19 protein-coding genes are annotated in these 24,613 nt (G+C 54.2%); 14 read left to right on the plus strand and 5 right to left on the minus strand.

Features of this window, described 5'->3' with window-relative positions; translation table 11 throughout:
• Positions 1–209: 209 nt before the first annotated feature.
• A complete protein-coding gene (gene groES, locus AB1598_10915; protein ID MEW6145517.1) occupies positions 210–497 on the minus strand; it encodes a co-chaperone GroES in 288 nt (95 codons plus the stop codon).
• Between the two features lie 311 nt (positions 498–808).
• On the opposite strand from groES, the gene AB1598_10920 reads away from it, so the two are divergent.
• The 6 genes from AB1598_10920 to lepA all read left to right on the plus strand — a co-directional run bounded on the left by AB1598_10920 (position 809) and on the right by lepA (position 11,563).
• Entirely contained in the window at positions 809–1,441 is a 633-nt protein-coding gene (locus AB1598_10920) for an L-threonylcarbamoyladenylate synthase (GenBank protein MEW6145518.1), read from the plus strand.
• Positions 1,441–2,664, plus strand: a complete 1,224-nt coding sequence (locus tag AB1598_10925) for a DUF1015 domain-containing protein (GenBank protein ID MEW6145519.1) — start codon at positions 1,441–1,443, stop codon at positions 2,662–2,664. The genes AB1598_10920 and AB1598_10925 overlap by 1 nt, the downstream gene beginning before the upstream one ends.
• Before the next feature lie 182 nt (positions 2,665–2,846).
• Positions 2,847–3,404 carry a LemA family protein gene (locus tag AB1598_10930; GenBank protein MEW6145520.1) on the plus strand — a complete coding sequence of 186 codons (558 nt, stop codon included), beginning with the start codon at positions 2,847–2,849 and terminating at the stop codon, positions 3,402–3,404.
• 33 nt (positions 3,405–3,437) lie between these two features.
• Positions 3,438–5,135 carry a DUF2207 domain-containing protein gene (locus tag AB1598_10935; protein ID MEW6145521.1) on the plus strand — a complete coding sequence of 566 codons (1,698 nt, stop codon included), beginning with the start codon at positions 3,438–3,440 and terminating at the stop codon, positions 5,133–5,135.
• Between the two features lie 190 nt (positions 5,136–5,325).
• Positions 5,326–9,621 carry a PAS domain S-box protein gene (locus AB1598_10940; GenBank protein MEW6145522.1) on the plus strand — a complete coding sequence of 1,432 codons (4,296 nt, stop codon included), beginning with the start codon at positions 5,326–5,328 and terminating at the stop codon, positions 9,619–9,621.
• 148 nt (positions 9,622–9,769) lie between these two features.
• Positions 9,770–11,563 (plus strand): translation elongation factor 4, encoded by a 1,794-nt coding sequence (lepA, locus tag AB1598_10945; protein ID MEW6145523.1) that lies wholly within the window; start codon positions 9,770–9,772, stop codon positions 11,561–11,563.
• Between the two features lie 34 nt (positions 11,564–11,597).
• Here the strand turns inward: lepA and AB1598_10950 are convergent, their stop codons facing one another.
• The gene (locus tag AB1598_10950) at positions 11,598–13,292 is read right to left on the minus strand and encodes a thiamine pyrophosphate-binding protein (GenBank protein ID MEW6145524.1); all 1,695 of its coding nucleotides are present in this window, start codon (positions 13,290–13,292) and stop codon (positions 11,598–11,600) included.
• Between the two features lie 163 nt (positions 13,293–13,455).
• Here AB1598_10950 and AB1598_10955 point away from each other — a divergent pair, with 163 nt between their 5' ends.
• The 3 genes from AB1598_10955 to AB1598_10965 all read left to right on the plus strand — a co-directional run bounded on the left by AB1598_10955 (position 13,456) and on the right by AB1598_10965 (position 15,430).
• Complete coding sequence (locus tag AB1598_10955; protein MEW6145525.1) at positions 13,456–13,848, plus strand: hypothetical protein; 393 nt, start codon at positions 13,456–13,458, stop codon at positions 13,846–13,848.
• A gap of 13 nt (positions 13,849–13,861) precedes the next feature.
• Positions 13,862–15,001 carry a carbon-nitrogen hydrolase family protein gene (locus AB1598_10960; GenBank protein MEW6145526.1) on the plus strand — a complete coding sequence of 380 codons (1,140 nt, stop codon included), beginning with the start codon at positions 13,862–13,864 and terminating at the stop codon, positions 14,999–15,001.
• Between the two features lie 195 nt (positions 15,002–15,196).
• Complete coding sequence (locus AB1598_10965) at positions 15,197–15,430, plus strand: hypothetical protein (protein MEW6145527.1); 234 nt, start codon at positions 15,197–15,199, stop codon at positions 15,428–15,430.
• Positions 15,431–15,439: 9 nt separating this feature from the next.
• Here the strand turns inward: AB1598_10965 and AB1598_10970 are convergent, their stop codons facing one another.
• A complete protein-coding gene (locus AB1598_10970; GenBank protein ID MEW6145528.1) occupies positions 15,440–16,807 on the minus strand; it encodes a phosphomannomutase/phosphoglucomutase in 1,368 nt (455 codons plus the stop codon).
• Between the two features lie 347 nt (positions 16,808–17,154).
• Between AB1598_10970 and trpE the strand changes: the two genes are divergently transcribed.
• The 5 genes from trpE (at position 17,155) to tadA (ending at position 23,546) form a co-directional block, all read left to right on the plus strand.
• Positions 17,155–18,630 carry an anthranilate synthase component I gene (gene trpE / locus AB1598_10975; protein MEW6145529.1) on the plus strand — a complete coding sequence of 492 codons (1,476 nt, stop codon included), beginning with the start codon at positions 17,155–17,157 and terminating at the stop codon, positions 18,628–18,630.
• Between the two features lie 49 nt (positions 18,631–18,679).
• Positions 18,680–19,264, plus strand: coding sequence for an aminodeoxychorismate/anthranilate synthase component II (gene pabA / locus AB1598_10980; protein MEW6145530.1), 585 nt, complete (start codon positions 18,680–18,682; stop codon positions 19,262–19,264).
• 127 nt (positions 19,265–19,391) lie between these two features.
• Positions 19,392–21,113 carry an AMP-binding protein gene (locus AB1598_10985; protein ID MEW6145531.1) on the plus strand — a complete coding sequence of 574 codons (1,722 nt, stop codon included), beginning with the start codon at positions 19,392–19,394 and terminating at the stop codon, positions 21,111–21,113.
• 206 nt (positions 21,114–21,319) lie between these two features.
• On the plus strand, positions 21,320–23,047 hold the full coding sequence (locus tag AB1598_10990) for an AMP-binding protein (protein ID MEW6145532.1): 1,728 nt from the start codon (positions 21,320–21,322) through the stop codon (positions 23,045–23,047).
• 37 nt (positions 23,048–23,084) lie between these two features.
• A complete protein-coding gene (gene tadA, locus AB1598_10995; GenBank protein ID MEW6145533.1) occupies positions 23,085–23,546 on the plus strand; it encodes a tRNA adenosine(34) deaminase TadA in 462 nt (153 codons plus the stop codon).
• 11 nt (positions 23,547–23,557) lie between these two features.
• Here tadA and AB1598_11000 read toward each other — a convergent pair whose 3' ends face one another.
• Both AB1598_11000 and AB1598_11005 read right to left on the minus strand, forming a co-directional pair.
• On the minus strand, positions 23,558–23,875 hold the full coding sequence (locus AB1598_11000) for a zf-TFIIB domain-containing protein (GenBank protein MEW6145534.1): 318 nt from the start codon (positions 23,873–23,875) through the stop codon (positions 23,558–23,560).
• Positions 23,876–23,963: 88 nt separating this feature from the next.
• Positions 23,964–24,611 carry a Jag N-terminal domain-containing protein gene (locus AB1598_11005; protein MEW6145535.1) on the minus strand — a complete coding sequence of 216 codons (648 nt, stop codon included), beginning with the start codon at positions 24,609–24,611 and terminating at the stop codon, positions 23,964–23,966.
• Positions 24,612–24,613 lie beyond the last annotated feature (2 nt).

A 24,613-nucleotide genomic window follows, 5' to 3' on the forward strand; every position in this document is an offset into this window, starting at 1 on the left:
CCTTCGTTACCACGGGAGCTCCGAACGTCTTCTCTATAAGAACGTTCCTCCCCCTCGGCCCCAGCGTCGCCTTCACCGCGTTCGCCAGCGTGTTCACGCCCTTAAGTATCGCGTCCTGCGCCGCCCTTTCGAATTTTATCTCCTTCGCTGCCATTTCTCTGTGACCTCCTCAGATGTTTTCTGAATGTTTTCTATTGACTTCTATTAATTCAATCGACTACGGCTAATATGTCTTCTTCCCTGAGTATCAGGTAATCCTCTCCGTCTATGCTGATGTCAATTCCCCCGTACTTGCTGAAGAGCACCTTGTCGCCTTTCTTTATATCCAGCGGCTTTTTCGTACCGTCCTCGAGAATTCTCCCCGTCCCGACTGCTACCACCTTGCCTTCCTGCGGCTTCTCCTTCGCTGTATCGGGAATTATAATTCCGCCCTTCGTCGTCTCTTCGGTGTCGAGTCTCTCTATCAAAACCTTATCGTGCAGCGGCCTTACCTTCATTGCAAACTTCCTCCTTACAAGGTTATTATCTGAAATTTATTGTTGGCTGGAAATTCTGCGTTTACTCTAAATGAGCTAACTTACCGCGAATTAAAATAACCATACCGACTGCTTTGTCAAGTTTAAACCATATAATATACCGAAAGAAAATCATAAATTAAAGACAACCTGCCAATTCTTGAAAATCCGACACAAAAGCGATATGTTAAGTCTTCAGACCGTAGCCGCCGGAAGGCGGGTTTTGACGAACACCGGCGGTACAGTGGTCAATGGGAATATCGAATATCATTGAGGGCCGGGGATAGAGCGCGATAGTTAAATCAAGAGTTTCAACCGAAGTCTTCAAGGCTTCCGACCCGGAAGCGCCCCCGAAAGCGGCATCCGTACTGAAGGGCGGAGGGCTAATCATATATCCGACCGAGACACTCTACGGGATCGGAGCCCTTGCATTGAGCGAAAAACCGGTAGAGAGGGTCTTTGAAATCAAGGGACGGCCCCACGGCAACCCCATACCAGTCCTAGGAAGGGATATAAAGATGCTGGAGGAGCTGGTCGAATTCAACGAAGCGGCTCTGGCTCTCGCCGAGAATTTCTGGCCGGGACCGCTTACGCTCGTATTAAAGGATAAAGGGAAGCTCCCCCGGCTTATAACGGCGGGTACCGGCAAAGCGGCCGTACGGGTCTCCGCCAGCCCTTTCGTAATAAGTCTTTTTAACGAGCTCGACGGTCCGCTGACATCGACGAGCGCCAACCCCAGCGGGAGTGAAAACCTGCTGGTATTCGACTATATTTACCGTATATTCGATGGTAAAGTTGAACTTATAATAGATTCTGGTAACATTCCGCCCTCGAAAGGGTCTACTATAGTGGACGCGACGACTACTCCTCCCATGATATTGAGAGATGGTGACTTAACTCCCCGTGAATTAAAGGAGTTCTTCTGATGCCGACTGTAAGAGGGTTCAAGGGGATAAGATATAATCCCGACAAAATCGAAGACTTCGGCAGCGTCCTGGCGCCGCCCTACGACGTTATCAGCCCCCGTGAGCAGGAAGAATTCCACGAGACGCATCCGCTTAACGTAATACGTCTCATCCTCCCCAAAGGTGAGGGCGACGTTAAATATGAGCGGTCGGCGAAGACGTTCAGGGACTGGTTCGTAAACGATACGCTCATACAGGACAAGGAACCGAGCATCTATCCTTATTATCAGGATTTCGAGGAAAACGGAAAGAAATTTACGCGGAAGGGGTTCATCGCCAGGGTCAAGCTCGAGGACTTCTCGACGAAAAAAATACTGCCCCACGAGATGACGTTCCCCAAGCACAAGCTCGACAGGCTCAAACTGAATACCGCGTGCAGGGCCAATATGAGCCCCGTATTCTCCGTCTACTCTGACCCCGAGGGGTCCATCGAAAATCTGATAGACAGTAAGCTTCCCGAGAAGCCCATATTCGACGTCGTATACAAGGACGGCATCAGGAACAGATTATGGAAGATTTCCGACCCAGAGACGATCTCGCTCATAACGGACAGGATGGCAGACATGAGCTTCCTTATCGCAGACGGCCATCACAGGTATGAGACCGCTCTTGAGTACAGGAGGATACAAAGGGAGAAAAAGGAAGGGACCGGGGAAGAGCCCTTCGACTACGTTATGACGTATATCGCGAGGGGTGAAGGCCAGGGGCTCATCATCAACCCCACCCACAGGGTCATAAAAAACCTCGGCCGATATACGGCGGAGGGATTTCTCGAGAGGCTCGGCGAGGAATTCAGTGTCGAAAAAATGCCTTTAAACAAAGGGGTCTCGGACATCGGCTACGAAGAATTCGCGGTTGTTACGGGGGATGACGGATTCGCATACAGAGTATCCGAACCTAAAGCCACCCAGACGGAATACGCGAGACTTGGAGTGATGCTCCTCCACAATATCGTGTTCAAGAAGATCCTGAACGAAGAGGAGGCAGGCATATTCTACACGAAGTATCTGGATGAGGCCCTCGGGCTCGTCAGGAGCGGCGAGTATAAGCTCGCATTCATTCTCCCCGAACTCAGGGCGAACGACATATTCAAGGTCGTCATGACTGGCGAGAGGATGCCCCACAAAACCACCTATTTCTACCCGAAGATACTATCCGGCCTTACGTTCTACCCACTCTGGTAAAAAACGCCCTATCCGGCGACTCATTCAAAACCCCCGGTAGGGGACGGGGATATGCGGACTAAAATGCTATTTTCACCAAGACATCTTCGCTCCGACTCCAATTTGATTTATAATTTATCCGGCAGCAGCAATTCGCAGGCGATATTCGCAAATCGAACCGGCTATCGCGGAGGGAGAGAGACATGTCGGCATTTCTGATACTGCTGGTAATAATAGCACTCATAGTACTGGCGTTCGTCGGGATTTATAACGGGCTTGTAAGACTGAGAAACACATCGGAGCAGGCGTGGTCCGATGTGGACGTGCAGCTCAAGAGGAGATACGACCTTGTCCCCAACCTCGTCGAGACCGTGAAGGGTTACGCGTCGCACGAAAAAGAGACTTTCGAAAAGGTCGTCCAGGCGAGGAACCAGGCGATGCAGGCCACGTCCCCCGCCGACAAGGCACAGGCGGAGAATTTTCTCCAGTCCACGTTGAAGAGCCTCTTCGCACTTGCCGAAGCGTATCCCGACCTCAAGGCGAACCAGAACTTCATTCAGCTGCAGTCGGAGCTCGCCAATATAGAGGAGCAGATACAGCTAGCCCGCCGCTACTATAACGCCGTGGTGAGGGACTTGAATACGAAAATAGAGTCGGTACCGAGCAACCTCGTAGCGAACATGTTCAATTTCCAGAAGAAAGAGTATTTCGAGCTCGACTCCGAAGAGGAAAGAAAGGTCCCTCAGGTGAGCTTCAGCTAGAGATATGCGCGTCTGAAACGGACGTTCCGACGAATGAACAGAGCAACCGCACTGGTATTATTGATTCTCTCCTCTCTCTGGTTTTCATTTTCAGGCGTATCCCAGGCCGAGGAAATAAGGGGCTTCCACTCGGAAATATTCATAAACCGGGACGGGACGATAGACGTCCGGGAAGACATAGAGTACGACTTCCAGTACGCCGAGCGCCACGGCATCTACAGGGACATCCCGTACAACTACGACTTCGGTTACAAGAGGTACAGCATCAGGCTCGACGTGACGGACGTCACGGATTTTAACGGCACCCCGTATAAATACGAAGTCAGCAGCGGAGGCGGATATGTCCATATCAGGATAGGCGACCCCGACGCGACTGTCACGGGCGTGCACGGATACAGGATCGAATACAGAGTGAGGGGGGCCATAGCGTTTTTCGAAGACCACGACGAGCTCTACTGGAACGTAACGGGGGACGAATGGAGAGTCCCGATAATGAGAGCGGGCGCAGAGGTCTTTTTCGAAGTAGAGACGAACGAAGGCGTGAATGCCGAATGTTATACCGGCGGGAGAGGCTCGAAGGCTCAGGACTGCAGCCATAAAATCTCAGCGGGAAGCGTGAGCTTTCAGACGAAGAATCCGCTCTGGGCCGGCCAGGGGCTTACAGTCGCAGTCGGACTGCCCAAAGGGCTTATAGAGGAACCCTCGGCAACGACGAAAGCGATATGGTTCTTATCCGACAACTGGTATTTCGGCCTCCCGTTCCTAACCTTTTTCGTCGTAGCCTACATATGGAACAGCCGCGGGAGGGACCCCGAGGGAAGGGGAGTGATCACCGTCCGGTATGAGCCACCCAAGAACCTCACGCCCGCAGAGGCGGGTACGCTCGCGGACGAAAGGGCCGACATCCTCGACATCACATCTACAATAATAGACCTCGCAGTGAGGGGATACCTGAGGATAGAAGAGATCGAGAGCACGAAATTTTACTTCTTCACGGACAGGGATTACAGGCTAGTAAGGACTAAAGAGCCCGCGCCCGGAGAGCTGAAGCCCCACGAAGAGAAGATATTTTCGGGCATCTTCAAAGGGAAGGAAAAGGTCCTCGTTTCGGACCTCAGGAATAAGTTCTATACCGAGCTTCCACCCATCAAGAAAGCGCTCTACGGAGAGCTCATCGGCAGGAAATACTTCCCCGCAGACCCCGAGAAGGTCAAGGGTATTTATAAATGGATCGGAATCATAATCCTAATTCTTTCGTTCGTCCTGTTCAGCAACTTCCTTTTAAAGCTCTCGATCGCGCTTTCGGGTCTGATAATACTCGTCTCGTCGAGATACATGCCGAGGAAAACAAAGGAGGGTGCGCTCCTTAACGAAGAGCTCCTCGGGTTCAGGGAGTTCATAGACAGGGCGGAGAAGGACAGGATCGAGGCTCTCGCAAAGAACGACCCGACGCTCTTCGACAGGATACTGCCTTTCGCGCTCGTATTCGGGCTCGAGGACAAATGGGCGGACGCGTTCCGGGATATGTACAGGGAACCGCCGTCCTGGTATTCCTCTCCCAACTACAGGGGCTCGTTCTCGCCGAACGCGTTCGTTTCAGACCTGGGCAGGAGCCTGGGAGTGATGAGCAGCACGCTCTCCTCAACGCCCAGGAAATCGGGCGGGAGCGGACTTGGGGGAGGCGGCTCGAGCGGCGGCGGCTTCGGCGGGGGCGGCGGCGGGTCCTGGTAGCCGCTCCTACGAGCTCGATCCGATTCTAAAACTACCAAAGCACTGCATCATCCCGGCCGGATTGGAGATTCCGGACATGCACCGGGAACCGACAGTAATCATTAATAATATGCACCTGCAAAGATTGTCCCAATTCCAGACGGAAAGGGATTATAATTTATAGGGGGAATCGAAAACCGCAGGCAAGAGAATGCAAGACAAGCACACTCCGAAAAAACAGGCAACAGACGGACCGGGCCCGCTAAAAAACCGCTCTGGAGCGCGCGGCGGAAAGGAGGGCCGGCGCCGGCTGATTCCCGAATCTCAGCCCGACCAACACCTTTTATACAAATCCTTTTACGAGTTCAGCCCGCTCATGTTCTTCACCATAGATAATAAAGGTACGGTCAAAGCCGTAAATTCAGTAGGCGCGGAGCATCTGGGGTATTCGGCGGATGAACTGATTGAACAGCCGGTGCTGAAGGTGTTTTATCCCGAGGACAGAAAAAGCGTACTCGCACAGATGAAGAAATGCCTGAACAATCCGAACCAGGTGCATACATGGGAGATCCGCAAGGTCAAAAAAGACGGCACTTTGATCTGGGTCCGGGAAAACGCCGAGGCGGCACCAAGCGGCGGGAGAAAAACCCGCATAAATATAGTATGCGAAGATATAACGGACCAAAAGAACGCGGAGTTTTTGCTGAACACGGAAAACAAAGTGCTCGAGTTGATCACACGCAACACTTCGTTGAACCGTATTCTCGACTACCTCTGTCGCCAAGCCGAGAGTCAGGCTCCCGGCATGCTCTGCTCGTTCCTTATACTCGATGAAGCAGGGAAGCACCTCAGGCACGGCGCGGCGCCGAGCCTGCCGAGGGAGTACACAAGGGCGATAGACGGTGTCCAGATAGGGCCCGGTGTAGGCTCGTGCGGCACGGCTGCCTACCTGAAAAAGCCCGTAATCGCGAGCGACATAGAAACCGACCAGCGCTGGGCGGATTACAAGCACCTTGCGCTAAAGCACGGCCTCAAGGCCTGCTGGTCAACGCCGATACTGTCGACTGAAAAGAACGTACTCGGCACCTTCGCCATGTACTACGATCACTCCCGTTCTCCGAATTCTCACGAAAAAAAGATAATAGAGGCGGCGACGCACCTGGCCCGCATCGCGATCGAGCGGATGAAGGCCCAGGACCTCGCCAAGCAGTTCGGCGAAATCCTCGAAGAGTCGCTCAACGAGATTTACATAATAGACGCCGAGACGTGCAGGTACCTCCAGGTAAACAAAGGAGCCAGGATCAATCTCGGATATACGTACGAAGAGCTTCTCGACACGGACACTGTCGAAATTAACCCGGACCTCACGCCGGACTTCCTCGGCAGAGCCGAAACGCTGATTTCGGGCGACCGCAAAAAAATACGGATCGAAGGCGTTCACAGGCGAAAGGACGGCACGCGGTACCCGGTCGAAACTTATCTCCAGCTGTCGAGCTTCAATGGCAAGAAGGTATACATCGCCGACGTCATCGATATGACCGAGCCGAGAAAGCGGGAAGAAGTGCTGAGGGAGCACGTCGAGCAGCTATCGAAGAAAAACAGGTACGAATCGATAGTCCGGGCGGTGACAGAGAGCGTGCACCAATCGCTCGACTTGCAGGACGTGTTCGAAAACGCCGTGGACGCGCTCAACAAGAACGTGGAAGGAGCAAGCAGCGTCGTCATATTCATGGCCGAGGGGAACGACGCCGTACTGAAAGCCGACAGGGGCCACTCGGACTGGTACATAGAGCGTCTCAGAAAAATTCCTTATCCCAAGGGCGCCACGTGGAAAACTATCCTGGACGGTGTACCGAGATACGTTCCCGACACCGACGAGGACGACGTACTGGGTCCGGCGGGAAAAGAATTCGGCACGAAGAGTTATTTGTCCATGCCGATACAGTCGGAAGGGACGACAGTCGGATGCATCCATATCCATTCCCAGGAAAAGCAGAGTTTCAGCATCGAGGACCTCGACATGCTGCAGATCGTTGCGCGGCAGCTTGAGTCGGCCATCAAGAACGCGAACCAGGCGGAGGCTCTGAAGAAATCCGAGGAAGACATCAAGCAAAAACTGACCGAGCTATCCAAGAAGAAAAGATACGAAGAAATTATCGGCACGATCACGAGGAGCGTCCACAGCTCCATAGACATACAGGAGGTCCTCGAGAACGCAGTCGACGCGATGAACAAGAACATAGAAGGCGCAGACAACGTCTCAATTTACTTCGTCGAGGGGGACGTGGCAGTTATCCAGGCATACAGGGGATATCCGGAGTGGTTCCTCAATAAAACGAGCCGTATTCCGCGCCCGAAAGGCTTCACCTGGAAAACGATACTGGAAGGGAGACTGATCTATAGCCCGGATATCGAGAACGACCCTGTCATCGGCCAGGCCGGGAGAGATGTGGGAACCAAGAGCTACGCCTCCATGCCGATCAAGTACGACGGCAAGACCATAGGATGCATAAACATAAATTCATTCAGGACGAACGCGTTCGACGAGGACGAGCTCGACCTTCTCGAGATCATCGCGGCCCAGATAGAAATTGCCGTAAACAACGCGCGGCAGGCGGAGGCGCTTAAAGAATCCGAAGAGAGGTACAGGATATTATTTGCACAAACGCCCGTCGGAGTATATACGTACGATAAAAACCTGGTTATTACCAACGTAAACGAAAGGCACGCGGAGATAATGCACTCTTCGCGTGACAAGATAATAGGTCTCGATATAAACGACCTGGAAGACAAATCATTCAATTACATTCATGAACAGGCGGTACAGGGACAAAAATCGAGACACGAGGGTTATTACAAATCAACGACAGGCGATGCGGAGCTTTACATACTGGTGTCCGCTACGCCGCTCAAGGACGCACAGGGCAATATTGTGGGGGGAATGTCGGTAGTGGAAGACATCACCGACCTTAAGAACGCCGAGGACTTGCTCAAAGAGAGCGCCAGCAGGTACCGGACACTGGTCGAGAATATAAGCGACCTGATCGTGGAGACGAGCGCCGACGGCAGGTTTATTTATCTAAGCCCGAAACACGAGGATGCTCTCGGATACAAGCCCGAGGAGCTTGTAGGCAGAGATATTTTCGAGAACGTTCACCCGGAGGACAGACCGCACGCCATGAAAGAATTCGGCAGGGTCGTAAGCAGCCAGACAGCGGGCAAAGCAATTTTCAGATACAGACACAAGAACGGCGGCTGGAGGTGGTTCGAGAGCACGGGCCAGACGGTCGAAACCGCGTCCGGGGAGCCCGCGTGCGTCATTGTATCCCGCGACATCACGGACAGGAGGAGATTCGAAGAAGAGCTCTTCAAAGCGGAGAAGCTGGAGTCTCTAGGCGTCCTTGCAGGCGGGATAGCGCACGATTTCAATAATCTCCTTACCGTTATCCTGGGCAATATCTCGGTATCGAAGATGAAGCTCGATCCTAAAGACAAAATATACGGAAGACTGGTAGAAGCGGAGAACGCGTCGTTCAGGGCGAGGGACCTGACCTCGCAGCTCCTCACCTTTTCCAAGGGAGGGGCCCCCGTAAAGGAATTCGTGCAGTCGCTCGGCGAGCTGATCGTCGACACGGCAAATTTCGTGGTAAGCGGATCGAAGGTAAAGTGTGAATTCGAAATCGAAGACGGCCTCTGGCCCGTGGAAGTCGACGAAGGCCAGATAAGCCAGGTCATACACAACCTCATAATCAACGCCGACCAGGCGATGCCCGACGGAGGCATAGTCAATGTGAGCGCCCGGAACGTCGAGCTCGAAGCGGACAACGAATTCCATCTGAGAGAGGGCAGATACCTGAACATTACGATCGAGGACTCGGGTATAGGGATGACGGAAGACCTCCTGGAAAAGATTTTCGACCCCTATTTCACGACCAAGCAGAGAGGGAGCGGCCTGGGATTGGCAACCGTATATTCGATAGTCAAAAACCATGACGGCTACATCAGGGTCTCTTCGAATATAGGGGCAGGCACCAGGTTCGATATTTATCTTCCGGCTGTTACGGGAAAACCGGTTATTCAATCAAGCACCGGAAATCTGCTGACGGGGAGCGGGAAAATACTCGTAATGGACGACGAGCAGATGGTGAGGGAAGTAGCGGGGGAAATGATAAGCCAGCTGGGGTACGAGGTCGGCTACGCCTCGGACGGGCGTGATGCGATAGAAAAATACACCAGAGCCATGGAAGAGGGAAGGCCCTTCGACGCGGTGATGATAGACCTCACGGTGCCCGGGGGTATGGGAGGACAGGAGGCCCAAAAAATCCTGCTCGAAATAGACCCCGCGGTCAGGACAATCGTATCGAGCGGCTATTCGAACGACCCGGTGATGTCGAAATACGACGAATACGGGTTCAAGGGCGTGGTAACGAAACCGTATAACATCGAAGTGCTGAGCAAAGCCATACATACAGTCCTGAATGATACGGGCAAGATCAAAAATCGTTAACAAATACGGAATGTTATCAAAGAGCTCCGCGGAATGAATCAGCAACCAGGCCAGGACCGCGAATTTCCGGGCTCAAGTTGAATATAATCGCTTATCCTATATACTTAGCTCTTTCCCGCAATCTCGGGCTATATTTCAGCACAACCTTATGGAATCAAAATATATAAGGAATTTTTCCATCATCGCCCACGTGGACCACGGCAAATCCACGCTCGCCGACAGGCTCCTCGAATTCACGGGGACGCTCAGCGAAAGGGACAGGACAGAACAGTTCCTCGACAATATGGAGATCGAGAGGGAGCGGGGTATAACCATCAAGGCCCAGGCGGTGAGGATCTATTATAACGCCGACGACGGGATCAGATACGAATTCAACCTCATAGACACCCCCGGGCACGTGGATTTCAGCTACGAAGTCTCTAGGAGCCTAATGGCATGCGAAGGGGCGCTCCTAGTGGTCGACGCCTCGCAGGGCGTAGAGGCGCAGACGGTCGCAAACGCGTACCTCGCCTCGGACGCCGGCCTTGAGCTCGTCCCGGTAATCAACAAGATCGACCTTCCGGCGGCGGACCCGGAGAGGGCGAAAACGGAGATAGAGGAAGTGATAGGCATAAGCGCGGAGGACGCGATACTCGCGAGCGCAAAGGAAGGCATCGGGACGAAGGATATACTCGAATCGATCGTCAGGAATATCCCTCCGCCGGCCGACAAGTCTCACCTGCCCCTGAAGGCGCTCATATTCGACAGCTGGTTCGACTCCTACCAGGGTGTCGTGATGCTCATAAGGGTATTCGAGGGCAAGATAAGCCTCGGAGAGAACATCAAGTTCATGTCCACCGGCAAACCGTACGAAATAAAAAAGATCGGCGTCTTCTCGCCGAGGGCCGTCGAGGTACAGGAGCTCGGGACCGGGGAGGTCGGGTTCGTATCGGCCTCGATAAAGGAGATAAGCGAAGCCAAGGTCGGCGATACGATCACTAGCGTATCGAGGCCTACGGACAAGCCTCTCGCCGGGTTCAAGGTCATGAAGCCCATGGTCTTCAGCGGTCTTTATCCGATCGACCCCGGCGACTATGACAAGCTGAGAGAGGCGCTCGAAAAACTTGGACTCAACGACTCATCCCTCGTATACGAGCCCGAGACCTCCATTGCTCTGGGATTCGGGTTCCGATGCGGCTTCCTGGGACTACTGCACATGGAGATAGTGAAGGAGAGGCTCGAGCGCGAGTTCGAGCTCGAGCTCATTACGACGGCTCCGACGGTCGTATACAGGGCGACTAACAATAAGAGGGAGGTCTTTTACGTCAACAATCCGAGCGAGCTGCCCACGCCAGACAAGCTGGAGACGGTCGAAGAGCCCTACGTCCTGGTTTCGATCCACACGCCGGGGACTTACCTGGGTGCGATATTCGACCTGTGCATAAAAAAGAGGGGCATACAGCGCGACATCAAGTACGTAACGCAGGACAGGGTCATCGTGGAATACGAGATACCGCTTTCCGAGCTTGTGTTCGATTTCTACGACAAGCTTAAATCCGTATCGAAGGGATACGCCTCGATGGACTATGACCCCGTAGGGTATAAGGAATCGGACCTCATAAAGCTGGACGTGCTCGTAAACGGCGACCCCGTAGACGCGCTCTCGATAATAGTCCACAAGGAAAAAGCGTACGAGAGGGCGAGGGACCTTATCGCGAAGCTGAGGTCGCTCATCCCCCGCCAGCTGTACGAGGTCGTGATACAGGCAGCCATAGGGAACAGGATCATCGCACGCGAATCGGTCAAGGCGCTTAGGAAGGACGTGACCGCAAAATGCTACGGCGGGGACGTGACGAGGAAAAGGAAGCTCTTAGAGAAGCAGAAGGAAGGCAAGAAGCGCCTGAAACAAATCGGCAAGATAGAGATACCGCAGGAAGCGTTCCTGGCCGTGCTCAAGACCTAGAAAGATATACCGAAGGCTCTCACGGCCGTCATTCTTATCTCTTGCTCGCCGACATCATCATCTCGGTAATCGCATAAGTAGCGCCGCTCACGGCTCCGGGGTCTGTGACGACGTTTATAAGCGCGGGGACTCCCGAAGAGAAAGCCCTTTCGATCGCGGGCTCGAGATCGCGGGGGTTTTCAATGAGCTCTCCGTATCCGCCTAACGCTTTCAGCACCTCGTGAAATGGGATCATGCCGAGCTCGACGCCCTGCGCCTTGGCTCTTTTACCATATGTTATCTCTATCTGATGTTTCGTCATACCCCAGGCGCTGTCGTTGCACACGACGGCGACGAAGGGCAGCTTGTGCCTTAGCGCCGTCTCGAACTCCATAAAGTTCATACCCGCGGCGCCGTCGCCCGTGATGAGCGCGACCTGCTTATCGGGCCTCGCGGCCTTAGCCCCTACGGCGAACGGCACGCCCACTCCCATGCATCCGAGCGGACCGCCTTTCACGTAATGCCCCGGCCTCCTCACTCTATAATTACCGTCCGTCCAGGCCTGCGTGTCGCCCCCGTCTACGACGAGTATGCCCTCTTCCCCAATGACACCCTCGACCGCCTTAGCCACCCTGACGGGGTGTATGGGGGTCCTGGAGGATTTCCTCAGTTTCTCCGCCTCCTTCCACCTTTCCATGCGCAGTCTCTGAGCCATTTTCATCCATGAGGAGTAATTCAGCCTTATCGAGTTTTCTTCCAGGTATTCCGTCAACTGCGATAACACCATTCCCAAGTCACCCGCAATGCCGAGGTCAGCAGGCCTGTTCCTCCCTATCTCGCCAGGGTCGATGTCGACCTGGACTATCTTCGCCTCGGGGTTGAATGTCCTTCCGAAGCCGATGTATATGCTGAGCCTCACGCCTAGAAGGAGTATGAGGTCGGCCTCGCGGGTGATTTCCTTAAAAGCGTTCGGAGCCGACGGGCTTGCCGCGCCGAAGGAGAACGGATTATCGTCAGAGACGATCCCGCGCCCGAAGTTGAGCGTGTATAGAGGCATCTTCGTATTCTCGACGAACCTCAGAAGCTCTTTATCCGCTCCCGAATACCATGCGCCGCTCCCCGCTATTGCCACGGGCTTCTTCGAACGCGTCAGCAGCTCCGCAATTGCCGCGACCGACTCTTCCGGGGCGGCTGTTTTATAAAAAGGAATGTCGGTGTTATACGCCGAGACTTCATTTTCCTCGCACCCGGTATAGAGGACCTCGTACGACATGCCGAGATAAACCGGCCCGGGCCTGCCGCTGACCGCCTTTTTGTACGCCGAAGCTATGTACTCGGGTATTCGCTTCGTATCGAAGACAGTCCTCGCCCACTTGGTGACGGGGGCGGCCATGCCCTGCTGGTCTATCTCCTGAAGCGACAGCCTGTCGTTCTCCTCGACCCCTGAGCGCCCTGAAATGACCATGAGCGGGGAGTTCGCAAGGTAGGCGCTCGCTATGCCGGTTATGGTATTAGTGAATCCGGGACCGGCCGTAACGATGCAGACCCCCGGCTTCCTCCCAACCCTCCCGTAGGCGTCGGCAGCCATGGAAGCCCCTTGCTCATGATGGGTGTCGATTATCCTTATGCCGAATTCAGAGCAGGCCTTGTATATGGGATTTATGTGCCCGCCGCCCAGGGAGAATATCTCCCTGACGCCCAGCTTGTGAAGCGTCTTCACCGCAAGCCATCCCCCCTCCGCAATCGCCATGATGATTCCTCCGGTCTTTAAGCTCTAAATACTTTTACACTTTTGGATTTCCAAATCAACTAAATCGGCAACTGAATGTAAAATTAAATGGGCATGACAGGGGGTTTCGGCTTTAAAATCGATTTGTGTTAGAATAAACCTTTGAAAACAAGGAGGTAGAGAGATGACAGACCAGGGACTTCCGCAGGGCGGCGGACACGAGGGCGAGCTCGGGAGCATCGCGAGCTCAATCTTGATGGCGTTTAATCTCGGGGTTTCCTATAACCAGCAGACGGGGGGTATAAAGAGTGTCACCGATGCAGTCGCTGAGCTCGGGACCACGATCTATACCAACCTCTCGCAGGTCTACGGGACCCGGTTCCAGGACGATTTCCTCAGGGCCAACACCGAATATTTTCTCCAGATCGCACTGCTCGGATACATTATTCCTTCCGTATGCGCTTACGACGAGGAGTTCAAGAACAGGCTCCTTGAGCTTATTGAGATGAGGGCCGTGAGAACTCAGCAGCAGATGTCTCCTCAGAGTAACCCGGGCGGAGGCATCATAACCCCATAGCCGCGCACCGTATATGAGCAAGAAGATTCTCGGAGGGAAAGAGAAAGTAAAAGCCGCCGTCGTTCAGGCTTCCCCCGTTTTCATGGACAAGGGGAAGACCATAGAGAAGGCGTGCGCGCTTATTAGGGAGGCGGGAAGGAACAATGCGGAGCTCATCGCCTTCTCCGAGGCATTCATTCCAGGCTACCCCGCGTATTACACCGTCGGTTACGAAACCCCTCCCCACGAATGGACCGACTACATGATAGCGCTCCAGGAGAACTCGCTCGTCATACCGGGCGACGATACGCATACGCTCGGGGAAGCGGCCAGGGAAGCTGGCGCGTACGTGGTTATCGGGTGTAACGAGCTCGACGACAGACCTGGGAGCCGGACCGTCTACAACACGCTTCTTTTTATAGATAAAAACGGCAAGGTGATGGGAAGGCACAGGAAGACGATGCCCACATACACCGAGAGACTGTACTGGGGCATGGGGGACGCGTCCGACATAAGGGTTTTCGATACGGAGATAGGCAGGATCGGGGGATTAATCTGCTGGGAAAACCACATGACGCTTATCAGGGCCGCGATGATACACAGGGGGGAGGAGTTCCACATAGCCGTATGGCCGGGGAACTGGAAGAGGGGCGAGGAACGTCTTCTGGACGCGGACACGAGCCCCGGCGGGGCGCTATGCAATCTGCAGTCTCTAATAAAGGTGCACGCATTCGAGGCAGGCGCGTTCGTGCTCAGCGGATGCGGGTATCTGGATGCGGACGATTTCCCCGAGAGGTGGCATAGTCTCAGAGACGGAGACCACATAAACTACGACTGGGCGCGCGGCGGGAGCTCGATTGTCAACCCCGCGGGCAGGTATCTGGCCGAGCCCAATTTCGAGAAGGACGCGATACTCTACGCCGAATGCTTTGCTAACCAGATAAAGGCCGTAAAAGCGGTGTTCGATTCGCTGGGGCACTACTCGCGCTGGGATATAGCGCAGTTATCGCTCAGAGAAGGCCCGTGGGAGCCTGAGGTCGCGGCCGGCGGGAGGCACATTAGCGACCCAGAGCTACCGGCGAGCGAGCTCAAACGGATATCGGAGAAATACGAAATCAGCGTGGAGAGCCTGGAGTCCATCCTGAGAGACGTCGGAAGGCTCGGAAGAAACTGAGGGCCCGCGTCCGAACCCGGCAGCTCCGGAGCGCCCGAGACAATCCCTCCGTTGTAAACTTCCTGAAAAAGAGAAATATCCGCCTTCATTCTCGACTACAGCCTTATCATTAACCCTTGACACGGATTCAAATAAGTTATATAAACGAATGGGAACTAAAGGTGTTGGCTTCCAGTGTTTTTAAAGGAGGAACGGATGATGAATTTCAGGGTGGAATACGGGGAGTACTCGGCCCAGGAAGCGGTGGACGCCATACTGGTAATACTTAAGAAAAACGGGGTCGAGATAGACGAGAAGAGTTTCACCTGGACTCTCGTGGGCGCCCTGTTCGAAAAGGGCATAATAGCCAAGCCCGAGTTCGAGCGCATATACCTTTCACTCAAGAACCACGAGAACAACGGCCGGAAATCGAAAGAGAGTGTTTTATAATATCGCTTGTTAACCGGATAAATTAGCCATCGAGGCCTGGAGCTCGCTCTCTATGAGCGACCTTATCTCGCGGAGCCTCACCTCCGTCTGGGCCTCGAACCTTAACACGAGCGCGGGCTGAGTGTTGGAGGCCCGAATCAGCCCCCATCCGTCGGGGAATTCGACCCTGACGCCGTCTATGTCGATAATACTGTACGACTTCCGGAGCTTCTCTTTCACCATGTCCACTACCTGAAACTTTATGGCCTCGGGACAATCGACCCTGATTTCGGGCGTGGATATAGCCGGGGGGATACCATCGAGCAATTTAGAAAGGGGCTTGCCGGTCCTGGATATTATCTCGAGAATGCGGAGCGAGGCGTAGAGTGCGTCGTCGTAGCCGAAGAATTTATCGGCGAAGAATATGTGTCCGCTCATCTCCCCGGCGAGTGCGGCCTTTTCGGCTTTCATCTTGTCTTTTATAAGCGAGTGCCCGGTCTTCCACATTATCGCTTCCCCGCCGGCCTCGGTTATGCCGTTAAAGAGCCGGTTCGAACATTTTACGTCGCCGAGTATCTTCGCCCCCGGTTTACGCGATATGACGTCCTTTGCGAAGACGAGCACGAGCATGTCCCCCCATACTATATTTCCCTTCTCGTCGACTACTCCGATCCTGTCACCGTCGCCGTCGAAGCCGATGCCGAGCTCGTACTTCCCGCTCCTCACGGTCTCGATCAGTTGAGCCAGGTTCTCTTCCACGGTCGGGTCCGGGTGGTGGTTAGGGAAGTTGCCGTCGGGGGTGACGTAAAGCTCGGTGACGTCGCAGCCGAATTCCCTGAACACGCGGGGGCCGATAGAGCCCACCATTCCGTTCCCGTAATCGACTACGGCCCTGAGGCCGGGCTTCATCTCGATATTTTCCTTGAGGAACCCGACGTAGAGCTCCTCGATATCGGTTTCCCTAGATGAGCCTTTCCCCGAAGCGAATTCTCCCGACTCGGCGATCTCCCTTATTTTTTGTATCTGCGCCCCGAATACGGAATCCCTGCCGCGGCAGAGCTTTATACCGTTGTATTCGCCCGGGTTGTGGCTCGCCGTTATCATGACGCCGCCCCCGACTTCGAGGTTGTAAAGAGAGAAGTAGAGCATGGGCGTCGAGACCATGCCTATATCTATTACGTCTATCCCTGTCGAGTTGATGCCCCTCGTCATCGCCTTGGAGTAGGCAGGCGAGCTCAGCCTGCAGTCCCTGCCTATGGAAACGACTTTGGCGCCGAAGTCCTTCATGTACGTGCCGTACGCCTTGCCGATCCTCTCGAGCACGTCCTCGTTAAGGTCCTTGTCTACTATTCCTCTTATATCGTATTCCCTGAATATCTGGGGGTTTATGTAAGCCATATTTAATGCCCTCTATCATAAAAGGTTGTAATACTATCTCTGAAAATCGGTGAAAGGCAAGAAGAGGGTGAGATTGCCGCGCTTCGCTCGCAAAGTCAGGAAAATGATAAAGACGAGATCCTGAACTTGTTTCAGGATGACAAAATATTTGGATTCCCGATTAAGACATTCGGGAATGACAAAGAAAAGCTAAAAGAAATAACTAAGGGGCGGTGCGTCGCTACAGATGTACGGAATAATATCCGTTCAACCCTTCGACAGGCTCAGGGCGAACGGGTTTGGCTATCGTTGTTGGCTGGGTGGATCGAGCCTTGACTTTAACCCCGCTGATTTTATTCTTTGTTGCCATGATTTTACCGTCTCTCGCCGAATTCAGGAAAAAGTTAAAGAAGGGGAACCTCATACCCGTATGGAAAGAGGTGCTGGCCGATTTCGATACGCCTGTCTCGGCGTTCAGGAAGATAGAGACTGGCGACTATGCTTTCCTCCTCGAAAGCGTCGAGGGCGGGGAAAAATGGGGCAGGTACAGCTTCCTAGGGACCGAGCCTTCCGTCATTTTCAGGTCGAAGGGCAGGGACATAGAGATCATGGAGGACGGGAAATCGAAAAAGATAAAGGGCGACCCTATAGACTCGCTCAGAGAGCTCATGTCGAGGTATAAACCCGTGCATACCGAGGAGCTTCCGCGTTTCCACGGGGGGGCGGTCGGCTATTTCAGCTACGATATAGTCAGGTTCGTCGAAGACCTCCCTGCCCTGAAAAAAGACGAGCTGGGACTCTGGGACTCCCTCTTCATGATCACCGACACGGTGCTCGTCTTCGACAACGTAAACCACAAGATCAAGATAATCTACAACGCGTACGTGTCTCACCCGGAGAAAGCCGAGGAGGCCTACAACGGCGCAATCGAAAAGATAGAAGATATAATAAAGAAGCTCAGAAAACCGCTCAGTTTCTACGACGAAAGGTGCGCGGGGATGAACGGAGGGCCTGAGCTCGTATCGAATTTCAAGCCCGGTGACTACAAGGAAGCCGTTAAGAGGACAAAGGAATACATCACGGCCGGAGACATCATACAGGCGGTCATATCGCAGAGGTGGAAGACGAAACTCGACGTCGATCCGTTCGACCTCTACAGGGCGCTCAGGGTGCTGAATCCGTCGCCTTATATGTTCTACCTCAAGACCGATACTGAAACCTTGGTCGGGTCTTCGCCGGAGGTCATGGTCAGGGTTGAGGACGGAGAGGTAGAAAGCCGCCCCATCGCCGGCACTAGGCCCCGCGGGAAGACCGAGAGCGAAGACCGCGAGCTCGAAAAAGAGCTCCTCTCGGACCCGAAAGAGCGCGCGGAGCACATAATGCTGGTTGACCTTGCGAGGAACGACCTCGGAAGGATATCGGAGACGGGCTCGGTAAAAGTCGACGAGCTTATGGTGATAGAGAAGTATTCCCACGTCATGCACATAGTGTCGAACGTCGTATCGAAGCTGAGAGCGGACAAGGACGCATTCGACGTGGTCAGAGCGACATTTCCCGCGGGCACGCTCTCAGGCGCGCCAAAGGTGAGGGCGATGGAGATAATAGAGGAGATGGAGCCGAGCAGAAGGGGGGCGTACGGGGGGGCCGTGGGGTATTTCAGCTTCTCGGGGAACATGGATACGTGCATTACGATCAGAACGTTCGTGATCAAGGGCGGAGAAATATTCATACAGGCGGGAGCCGGAATCGTGGCCGACTCCGACCCCGGGCGCGAATATCAGGAAACAGTGAATAAGGTGAAGGCCCTCGTCAGGGCGATCGAGGTCGCAAAGACGGGGCTTTGATTCCGGGGACCGTATAATAATATAGAGAGAGCAGTAACCGGATGCGGACATGATATTGATGATAGACAACTACGACTCGTTTACATATAACCTCGTTCATTATCTCTCGGAGCTGGGCGAGGAGGTCGTAGTCCACAGGAACGACAAGATCACGCTCGAGGACGTGGGGAAGCTCAACCCTGATATGATAGTAGTGTCCCCCGGGCCGTGCACTCCGAAAGAGGCGGGCATCTCGGTCGACGTCATCAAGGAGTTCGCGGGACGGACGCCTATCCTCGGAGTCTGCCTCGGCCACCAGTCGATGGCCTATGCGTACGGGGCCGACGTAGTGAGGGCGGGAAGGCTCCTTCACGGGAAGACATCGCAGATACACCACGACGGAAAAGGGATATTCAAGGACATCCCCGACCCTTTCGAGGCCACGAGGTACCATTCACTTCTGGTCGACAGGGAGACCCTGCCCGATTGCTTCGAGGTATCCGCATGGACGGACGAGGGGGAAATAATGGGGATAAGACATAAGGAATACCCTATGGAAGGGGTACAGTTCCACCCGGAATCCATTCTGACGAAATACGGAAAGGACATACTCAGAAATTTCATATCTATCGCGCGGGGGAAAAGACCCGCTTAGAGACGTCCCCCTAAGCCTGCCCCGTTTAATACGCCTGCGCGCATCCGTGCATAGTTTCGTCAGTTGACAAATAAACACCTGATTCTTTATATTCCTAAACGTCCGATATTAACAGAGGAGACGGGATATGATCCTTCTTTTCAAGCCGCGGGATAACCAATACGTCGGTAAAGGGGGCCTTCCTTTCGGGAGCTTCGACGACACATCGAAATGGCTGCCCATCACGAAATATTTGGAAGAGGGCGCTGTCTCGTTTCCCGACAAGACGATGTTCAGGGTTGCCGACAGAGAGGGAAACCTGACGGAAAGCTACACGTACGATGAAACCAATAAATGGGCTAACCGCGTCGCGAACGGCCTTATCACGAAATTTAAAATACGGAAAGGTGACAGGGTCGGCATCTACATGCTGAATTCGTCCGAATACATAATTTCCATACTCGCCATACACAAGACCGGCGCGGTGCAGGTGCCGATAAACAAGGACGAGAAAGGCGAGAGGCTCGCATACATAATCGACTACTCCGAGATGAAAGCGCTCGTTATCGACCGGGAGAGCATTCCCATGGTCGAGCAGATCGCCGGAGGGCTGAAATTCCTCAAGCACATTTTCGTCACCGGGGAAGGCGGCCTGCCGGGCGATATCGGGGGCATAGAAACCCTTCCTTTCGGTAGCTTCGATGAATTTTCCGCCGAGAACCCCGGAATCGACGTCAAGACCTCGGACGCAGAGCGCTGCATGTTCACCTCAGGCACGACGGGTATGCCGAAAGGGGTGTCGAGGAACCACGGAGGGGTCATACTGACCGTGCGGGGATACATCCAGCAGCAGGGGGTGAGGAGCGGGGACGTCCTCATGAGTGTGTTGACCCTCGGTCACGCGAACGCCCAGGTAATGTGCCTCTTCACTTCAATAGGCGCCGGAGCGACGGCGGTGTTTTATCCGCGGTTCTCGGCGTCGAGCTTCTGGAAGTGGGCGGCGGAATGCGGGGCGACCTGCGTCAACATGCTGGGCGCAGTCGCCGAGTACCTCTGGGCCGCGGAGCCGAGCGAGTGGGACAGGAAGCACGGCGTCAGGCTGGTGCTCTCGGGGCCCGCGCCCCGGAACCTGAAAGAGTTCCAGGAAAGATTCAACACGCGCGCGATAGACGGCTACGGCTCGACGGAAATGGGAATGGTGCTCTGGAACGACCCCGAGGACACGAGACCAGGTTCTTCCGGCCGTCCTATGGAGGGATACTACGTCGAGGTCAGAGACCCCCTGGATACTTCCAGGGTCATACGCCCTTTCTGGGACTCGTCCGAGAGCCCGAAGCCGCCCGAGGAGGCCAAGGGGCTCCTCTTCATAAAACCCCTCATACCGCACACGACGCTCAACGAATACTTCAAGGATGAGCGGAGGACGAGGGAGGCGTTCGACGACGACGGATTCTTTAACTCGGACGATCTGTTCGCCCAGGGAATAGACGGCAGGTACTACTTTCAGGGGAGGTTCAGCAGGATAAGGGTATCTGGGGAGAACGTGGACCCGATAGCGGTGCAGGACTTCGCGATGCAGTACCCGGCCGTACAGGAGGCGGTGGCCGTGGGTATCAGGCTGCCGAACGTATCGGACGACGAGATCAAGCTCAATATAACCCTGAAAAAGGGCGAGAAGTTCGATCCTGTCGAGTTCTCCAAGTGGATGGCCGGAATTGCACCTGTCTTCATGGTGCCGAGGTTCATCGAGGTCTATGAAGAGGGGTTCCCCGTAACGGCAACCCAGAAGATAAGGGTCGCCGAGATAAAAGAGATCACAGACAAGACCTGGGACAGGAATAAGACCGGGCTCAAGTTCAAGGTCCGCTGACCCTCTTGAAAGGATATTAAACCGTGCGCCCGCGGAGCGGGTTTCGCATACCGAGGTGGTGATGTAACTAAGCGGAGAAACGACAAATTTGTCCTCATGATTCCGCAGGAAATATCAGGTTGACAAATTTATGCTACTTTTTTATTGTAATAGGGCTTGTTTTAAATTTCTTGTATTCCAATTAAGCCAACACAAGGAGGGTTGTTATGCTTTTATTGTTTAAACCCCGTGACGCGAAATACCTGGGCAGCGGTACGCTCCCGTTCGGCACATTCGATAATACCGCGGAATGGAAGCCCATAACGAAATGCCTGGAGATGGGAGCCGAGCAGTTCCCTGACAAGACCATGTTCCGAGTGGGGAACGGAGAAGGAGAGATAGTCGAGAGCTACACATACAAGCAAACAAACGAATGGGCCAACCGCGTAGCGAACGGCCTCAAAGACGAATTCGGTGTAAAAAAGGGCGATAAGGTCGGAATGTACATGATCAACTGCTCCGAGTATGTCGTATCGATAATTGCCGTTCATAAAACCGGAGCCGTGCAGGTCCCGATCAATAAAGACGAGAAGGGAGAGAGGCTCGCTTACGTTATCAATTACTCGGAGATGGTGGTACTGGTCATCGATCCGGGAAGCCTGCCCTTCATTGAAGAAATCGCCAAGGATTTAAAGAACCTCCGTGTCATATTCATGACAGGCGACCCTAAAAAGGTCCCGGCGGAGATCGGAGGCATAAAGACACTACCGTTTGCGACGTTCGACAAGTTCCCTTCTAAGAACCCCGGGGTGAATGTAACGACGCACGATATGGAGAGGTGCATGTTCACGTCCGGCACGACCGGCATGCCCAAAGGTGTCGCCAGGAACCACGGAGGCGTGATATTGACAGTCCGCGCGTATCTCCAGCAGCAGGGAGTGAGGAGCGACGACGTGCTCATGAGCGTACTCTCGCTCGGTCACGCGAATGCGCAGGTCATGTGCCTTTTCAGCGCTATGGGCGCGGGCGCCACAGCCGTGTTCTTTCCGCGGTTCTCCGCGTCGAGTTTCTGGAAATGGGCGGCTGGGTGCGGCGCCAACTGCGTCAACATGCTGGGTGCGGTCGCCGAGTACCTTTGGGCTGCGGAGCCCTCCGAATGGGACAGGAAGCACAAAGTAAGGATCATGTTAGGCTCCCCGGCCCCACGGAACCTGCAGGAGTTCCAGGAGAGGTTCGGTGTGAGGGTGATAGACGGATACGGATCTACGGAAATGGGGATGGTGCTCTGGAAGGACCCTGAGGACCACCGCCCCGGATCGTCGGGCTTCTCGATGGAAGGCTATTATGTCGAGTTGAGAGACCCGCAGGACCAGCAGAAGGTGATGAGACCGTTCTGGGACCCGTATGAAGACCCTACTCCGCCCGATGAAGCGAAAGGGCTGCTTTATATCAAGCCGCTTGTCCCGCACACAACGCTCAACGAATATTTCAAGGACGAAAGGAGAACCAGGGAGGCGTTCGACGACGACGGGTTCTTCAACTCCGACGACCTCTTCGCGAGGGGGATAGACGGGCGGTACTACTTCGTCGGGAGATTCAGCAGGATAAGGGTGTCCGGAGAAAACGTAGACCCGATAGCCGTTCAGGACTTCGCGATGCAGTACCCGGCAATACAGGAGGCGGTAGCCGTAGGCATAAGGCTGCCGAACGTCTCCGACGACGAGATCAAGCTGAATATCACTCTCAAGCAGGGCGAGAAGTTCGACCCGGTCGAGTTCTCGAAGTGGATGGCCGAAAGGGTCATGGTCGCAATGGTCCCGAGGTTTATCGAAGTCTATGAGAACGGGTTCCCGGTAACCGCCACTCAGAAAATTAAAGTCGCGGAGATCAAGGAAATAACCGACAAAACCTGGGACAGAAACAAGACCGGACTCAAATTCAGCGCAAGGAAATGAGCGCGCTCCGGACTCAATAATTCCGCTTAGCCTATTAATGGCAAAGAAAGACGACGAAAAATTCATGCGTCTGGCTATCGAGCAAGCTCAAATAGCCGGGCGCATGGGCGAGGTGCCAGTCGGCGCTGTCATAACCGACGGATCGGACAGTGTCGTCTCGAGCGGATACAACCTCCGCGAAGCCGGAAACGACCCCACGGCACACGCCGAGATAATCGCGATAAGGGAAGCCGGCCGGGCTTTCGGGAGCTGGAGGCTCGAAGGCGCAACCATTTACGTTACGATCGAGCCCTGCCTCATGTGCCTGGGCGCCATCATACTCGCCAGGCTGAACAGGCTGGTGTTCGGCGCGAGGGACCCGAAAGCGGGTGCTGTTTTTTCGCTTTACGATATTGGAAACGACCGCAGGCTAAACCATACGGTCGATGTTACGGAAGGCATATGTATGGAAGAATGCTCGAATCTGCTTAAAGATTTTTTCAAGACTCTCAGGAAATAATCGTACCCGGCTTATTTCTTCCCGCTGAAAAAGCCGAGCACATCGGATATGACGCTCTTGTCCTCCGTCCCGGCCAGCTTTTCGAGCTCTCCGTTGTCGAGCCATACCCCGCCGCACGTGCTGCACCTGTCGATCCTTATGCCCCTGAACGCCACTTCATGCAGGTTCCCGCCGTCTTTGGGGCATCTCATATAGCACGTCGCCTTGATCCTCTCCCTCTCCTCCTCCTCGGTCTCATGCTTTACCTTCTCTTTGAGCCTCTTCGACTTCTCGGCTTCTTCCTTGGCGAAATATTCTTCTTCAGTCTTGGAGGGCTTCTCTTTCGTCATTTGAATCTCCTGTAGATGAACTTTGCATTACAAGCCGGAATCATAAATATATTACGGGAGCCTCCGGTCCTGCCGAGCTGCGTACCGCTTAACTCTTTGTCAACGGAGTTATTATTATCCTCTTCTCTTCCTGCTCGATCTTGGTCTCATAGCTCACACCGCCCTCACGTTTGAGGGTAAGGTAAGCGATTCTTCTCTCGGAAGCCGACATCGGCTCGAGCGAAACCGGCTTCTTGATTTTCCTGACTCTCTTTGCCGTTTCCTTGACGAGCTTGGAAATGTCGTCCTCCCTCCGTCTCTTATATCCGTCCACGTCTATCGCGACCCTCTTGTCCCGGCCGTCTTCGCAATTCCGCCCGGCGATCTTGCCTACGATGTACTCGAGGGACTTTATCATCTCCCCCCTTTTCCCAATAAGGAGGCCTTTGTCGTTGGTGTCCTTGATATCGAGCCTGATTTTCTCAGGGCCCTCCCTGAGCACGACGGAGAAAGTGGGGATGAGATAGTTGAGGATCGATTCCAGCGCTTTTTTCGACCTCAGCCCCTTCTCGCTCAGGTTCTCGTTCTTGACCCTGACCCTGATCCTGGCGTTCCTGCTCCCGATCCCCAGAACCCCTTTGGAGCCCTCATCGAGCACCTCTATATCGACTTCGCTCCTCGGAATGCCGAGCTCCTCGCATGCGCTGATAGCCGCTTCCGACACCGTTTTCGCTTCACGTTCTATTACAATAGCCATCG

The organism is Thermodesulfobacteriota bacterium, from assembly GCA_040754335.1.
GTDB lineage: Bacteria > Desulfobacterota_D > UBA1144 > Nemesobacterales > UBA2774 > 2-12-FULL-53-21.

Coding starts and splice junctions, on each gene's coding strand:
- pabA (MEW6145530.1), top strand. CDS start 18,680: ATGATATTGATGATAGACAACTACGACTCGTTTACATATAACCTCGTT.
- AB1598_10950 (MEW6145524.1), bottom strand. CDS start 13,292: ATGGCGATTGCGGAGGGGGGATGGCTTGCGGTGAAGACGCTTCACAAG.
- trpE (MEW6145529.1), top strand. CDS start 17,155: ATGATTTTACCGTCTCTCGCCGAATTCAGGAAAAAGTTAAAGAAGGGG.
- AB1598_10940 (MEW6145522.1), top strand. CDS start 5,326: ATGCAAGACAAGCACACTCCGAAAAAACAGGCAACAGACGGACCGGGC.
- AB1598_10930 (MEW6145520.1), top strand. CDS start 2,847: ATGTCGGCATTTCTGATACTGCTGGTAATAATAGCACTCATAGTACTG.
- AB1598_10990 (MEW6145532.1), top strand. CDS start 21,320: ATGCTTTTATTGTTTAAACCCCGTGACGCGAAATACCTGGGCAGCGGT.
- AB1598_10970 (MEW6145528.1), bottom strand. CDS start 16,807: ATGGCTTACATAAACCCCCAGATATTCAGGGAATACGATATAAGAGGA.
- AB1598_10960 (MEW6145526.1), top strand. CDS start 13,862: ATGAGCAAGAAGATTCTCGGAGGGAAAGAGAAAGTAAAAGCCGCCGTC.
- AB1598_10955 (MEW6145525.1), top strand. CDS start 13,456: ATGACAGACCAGGGACTTCCGCAGGGCGGCGGACACGAGGGCGAGCTC.
- lepA (MEW6145523.1), top strand. CDS start 9,770: ATGGAATCAAAATATATAAGGAATTTTTCCATCATCGCCCACGTGGAC.
- groES (MEW6145517.1), bottom strand. CDS start 497: ATGAAGGTAAGGCCGCTGCACGATAAGGTTTTGATAGAGAGACTCGAC.
- AB1598_11005 (MEW6145535.1), bottom strand. CDS start 24,611: ATGGCTATTGTAATAGAACGTGAAGCGAAAACGGTGTCGGAAGCGGCT.
- AB1598_10985 (MEW6145531.1), top strand. CDS start 19,392: ATGATCCTTCTTTTCAAGCCGCGGGATAACCAATACGTCGGTAAAGGG.
- tadA (MEW6145533.1), top strand. CDS start 23,085: ATGGCAAAGAAAGACGACGAAAAATTCATGCGTCTGGCTATCGAGCAA.
- AB1598_10925 (MEW6145519.1), top strand. CDS start 1,441: ATGCCGACTGTAAGAGGGTTCAAGGGGATAAGATATAATCCCGACAAA.
- AB1598_10965 (MEW6145527.1), top strand. CDS start 15,197: ATGATGAATTTCAGGGTGGAATACGGGGAGTACTCGGCCCAGGAAGCG.
- AB1598_10935 (MEW6145521.1), top strand. CDS start 3,438: ATGAACAGAGCAACCGCACTGGTATTATTGATTCTCTCCTCTCTCTGG.
- AB1598_11000 (MEW6145534.1), bottom strand. CDS start 23,875: ATGACGAAAGAGAAGCCCTCCAAGACTGAAGAAGAATATTTCGCCAAG.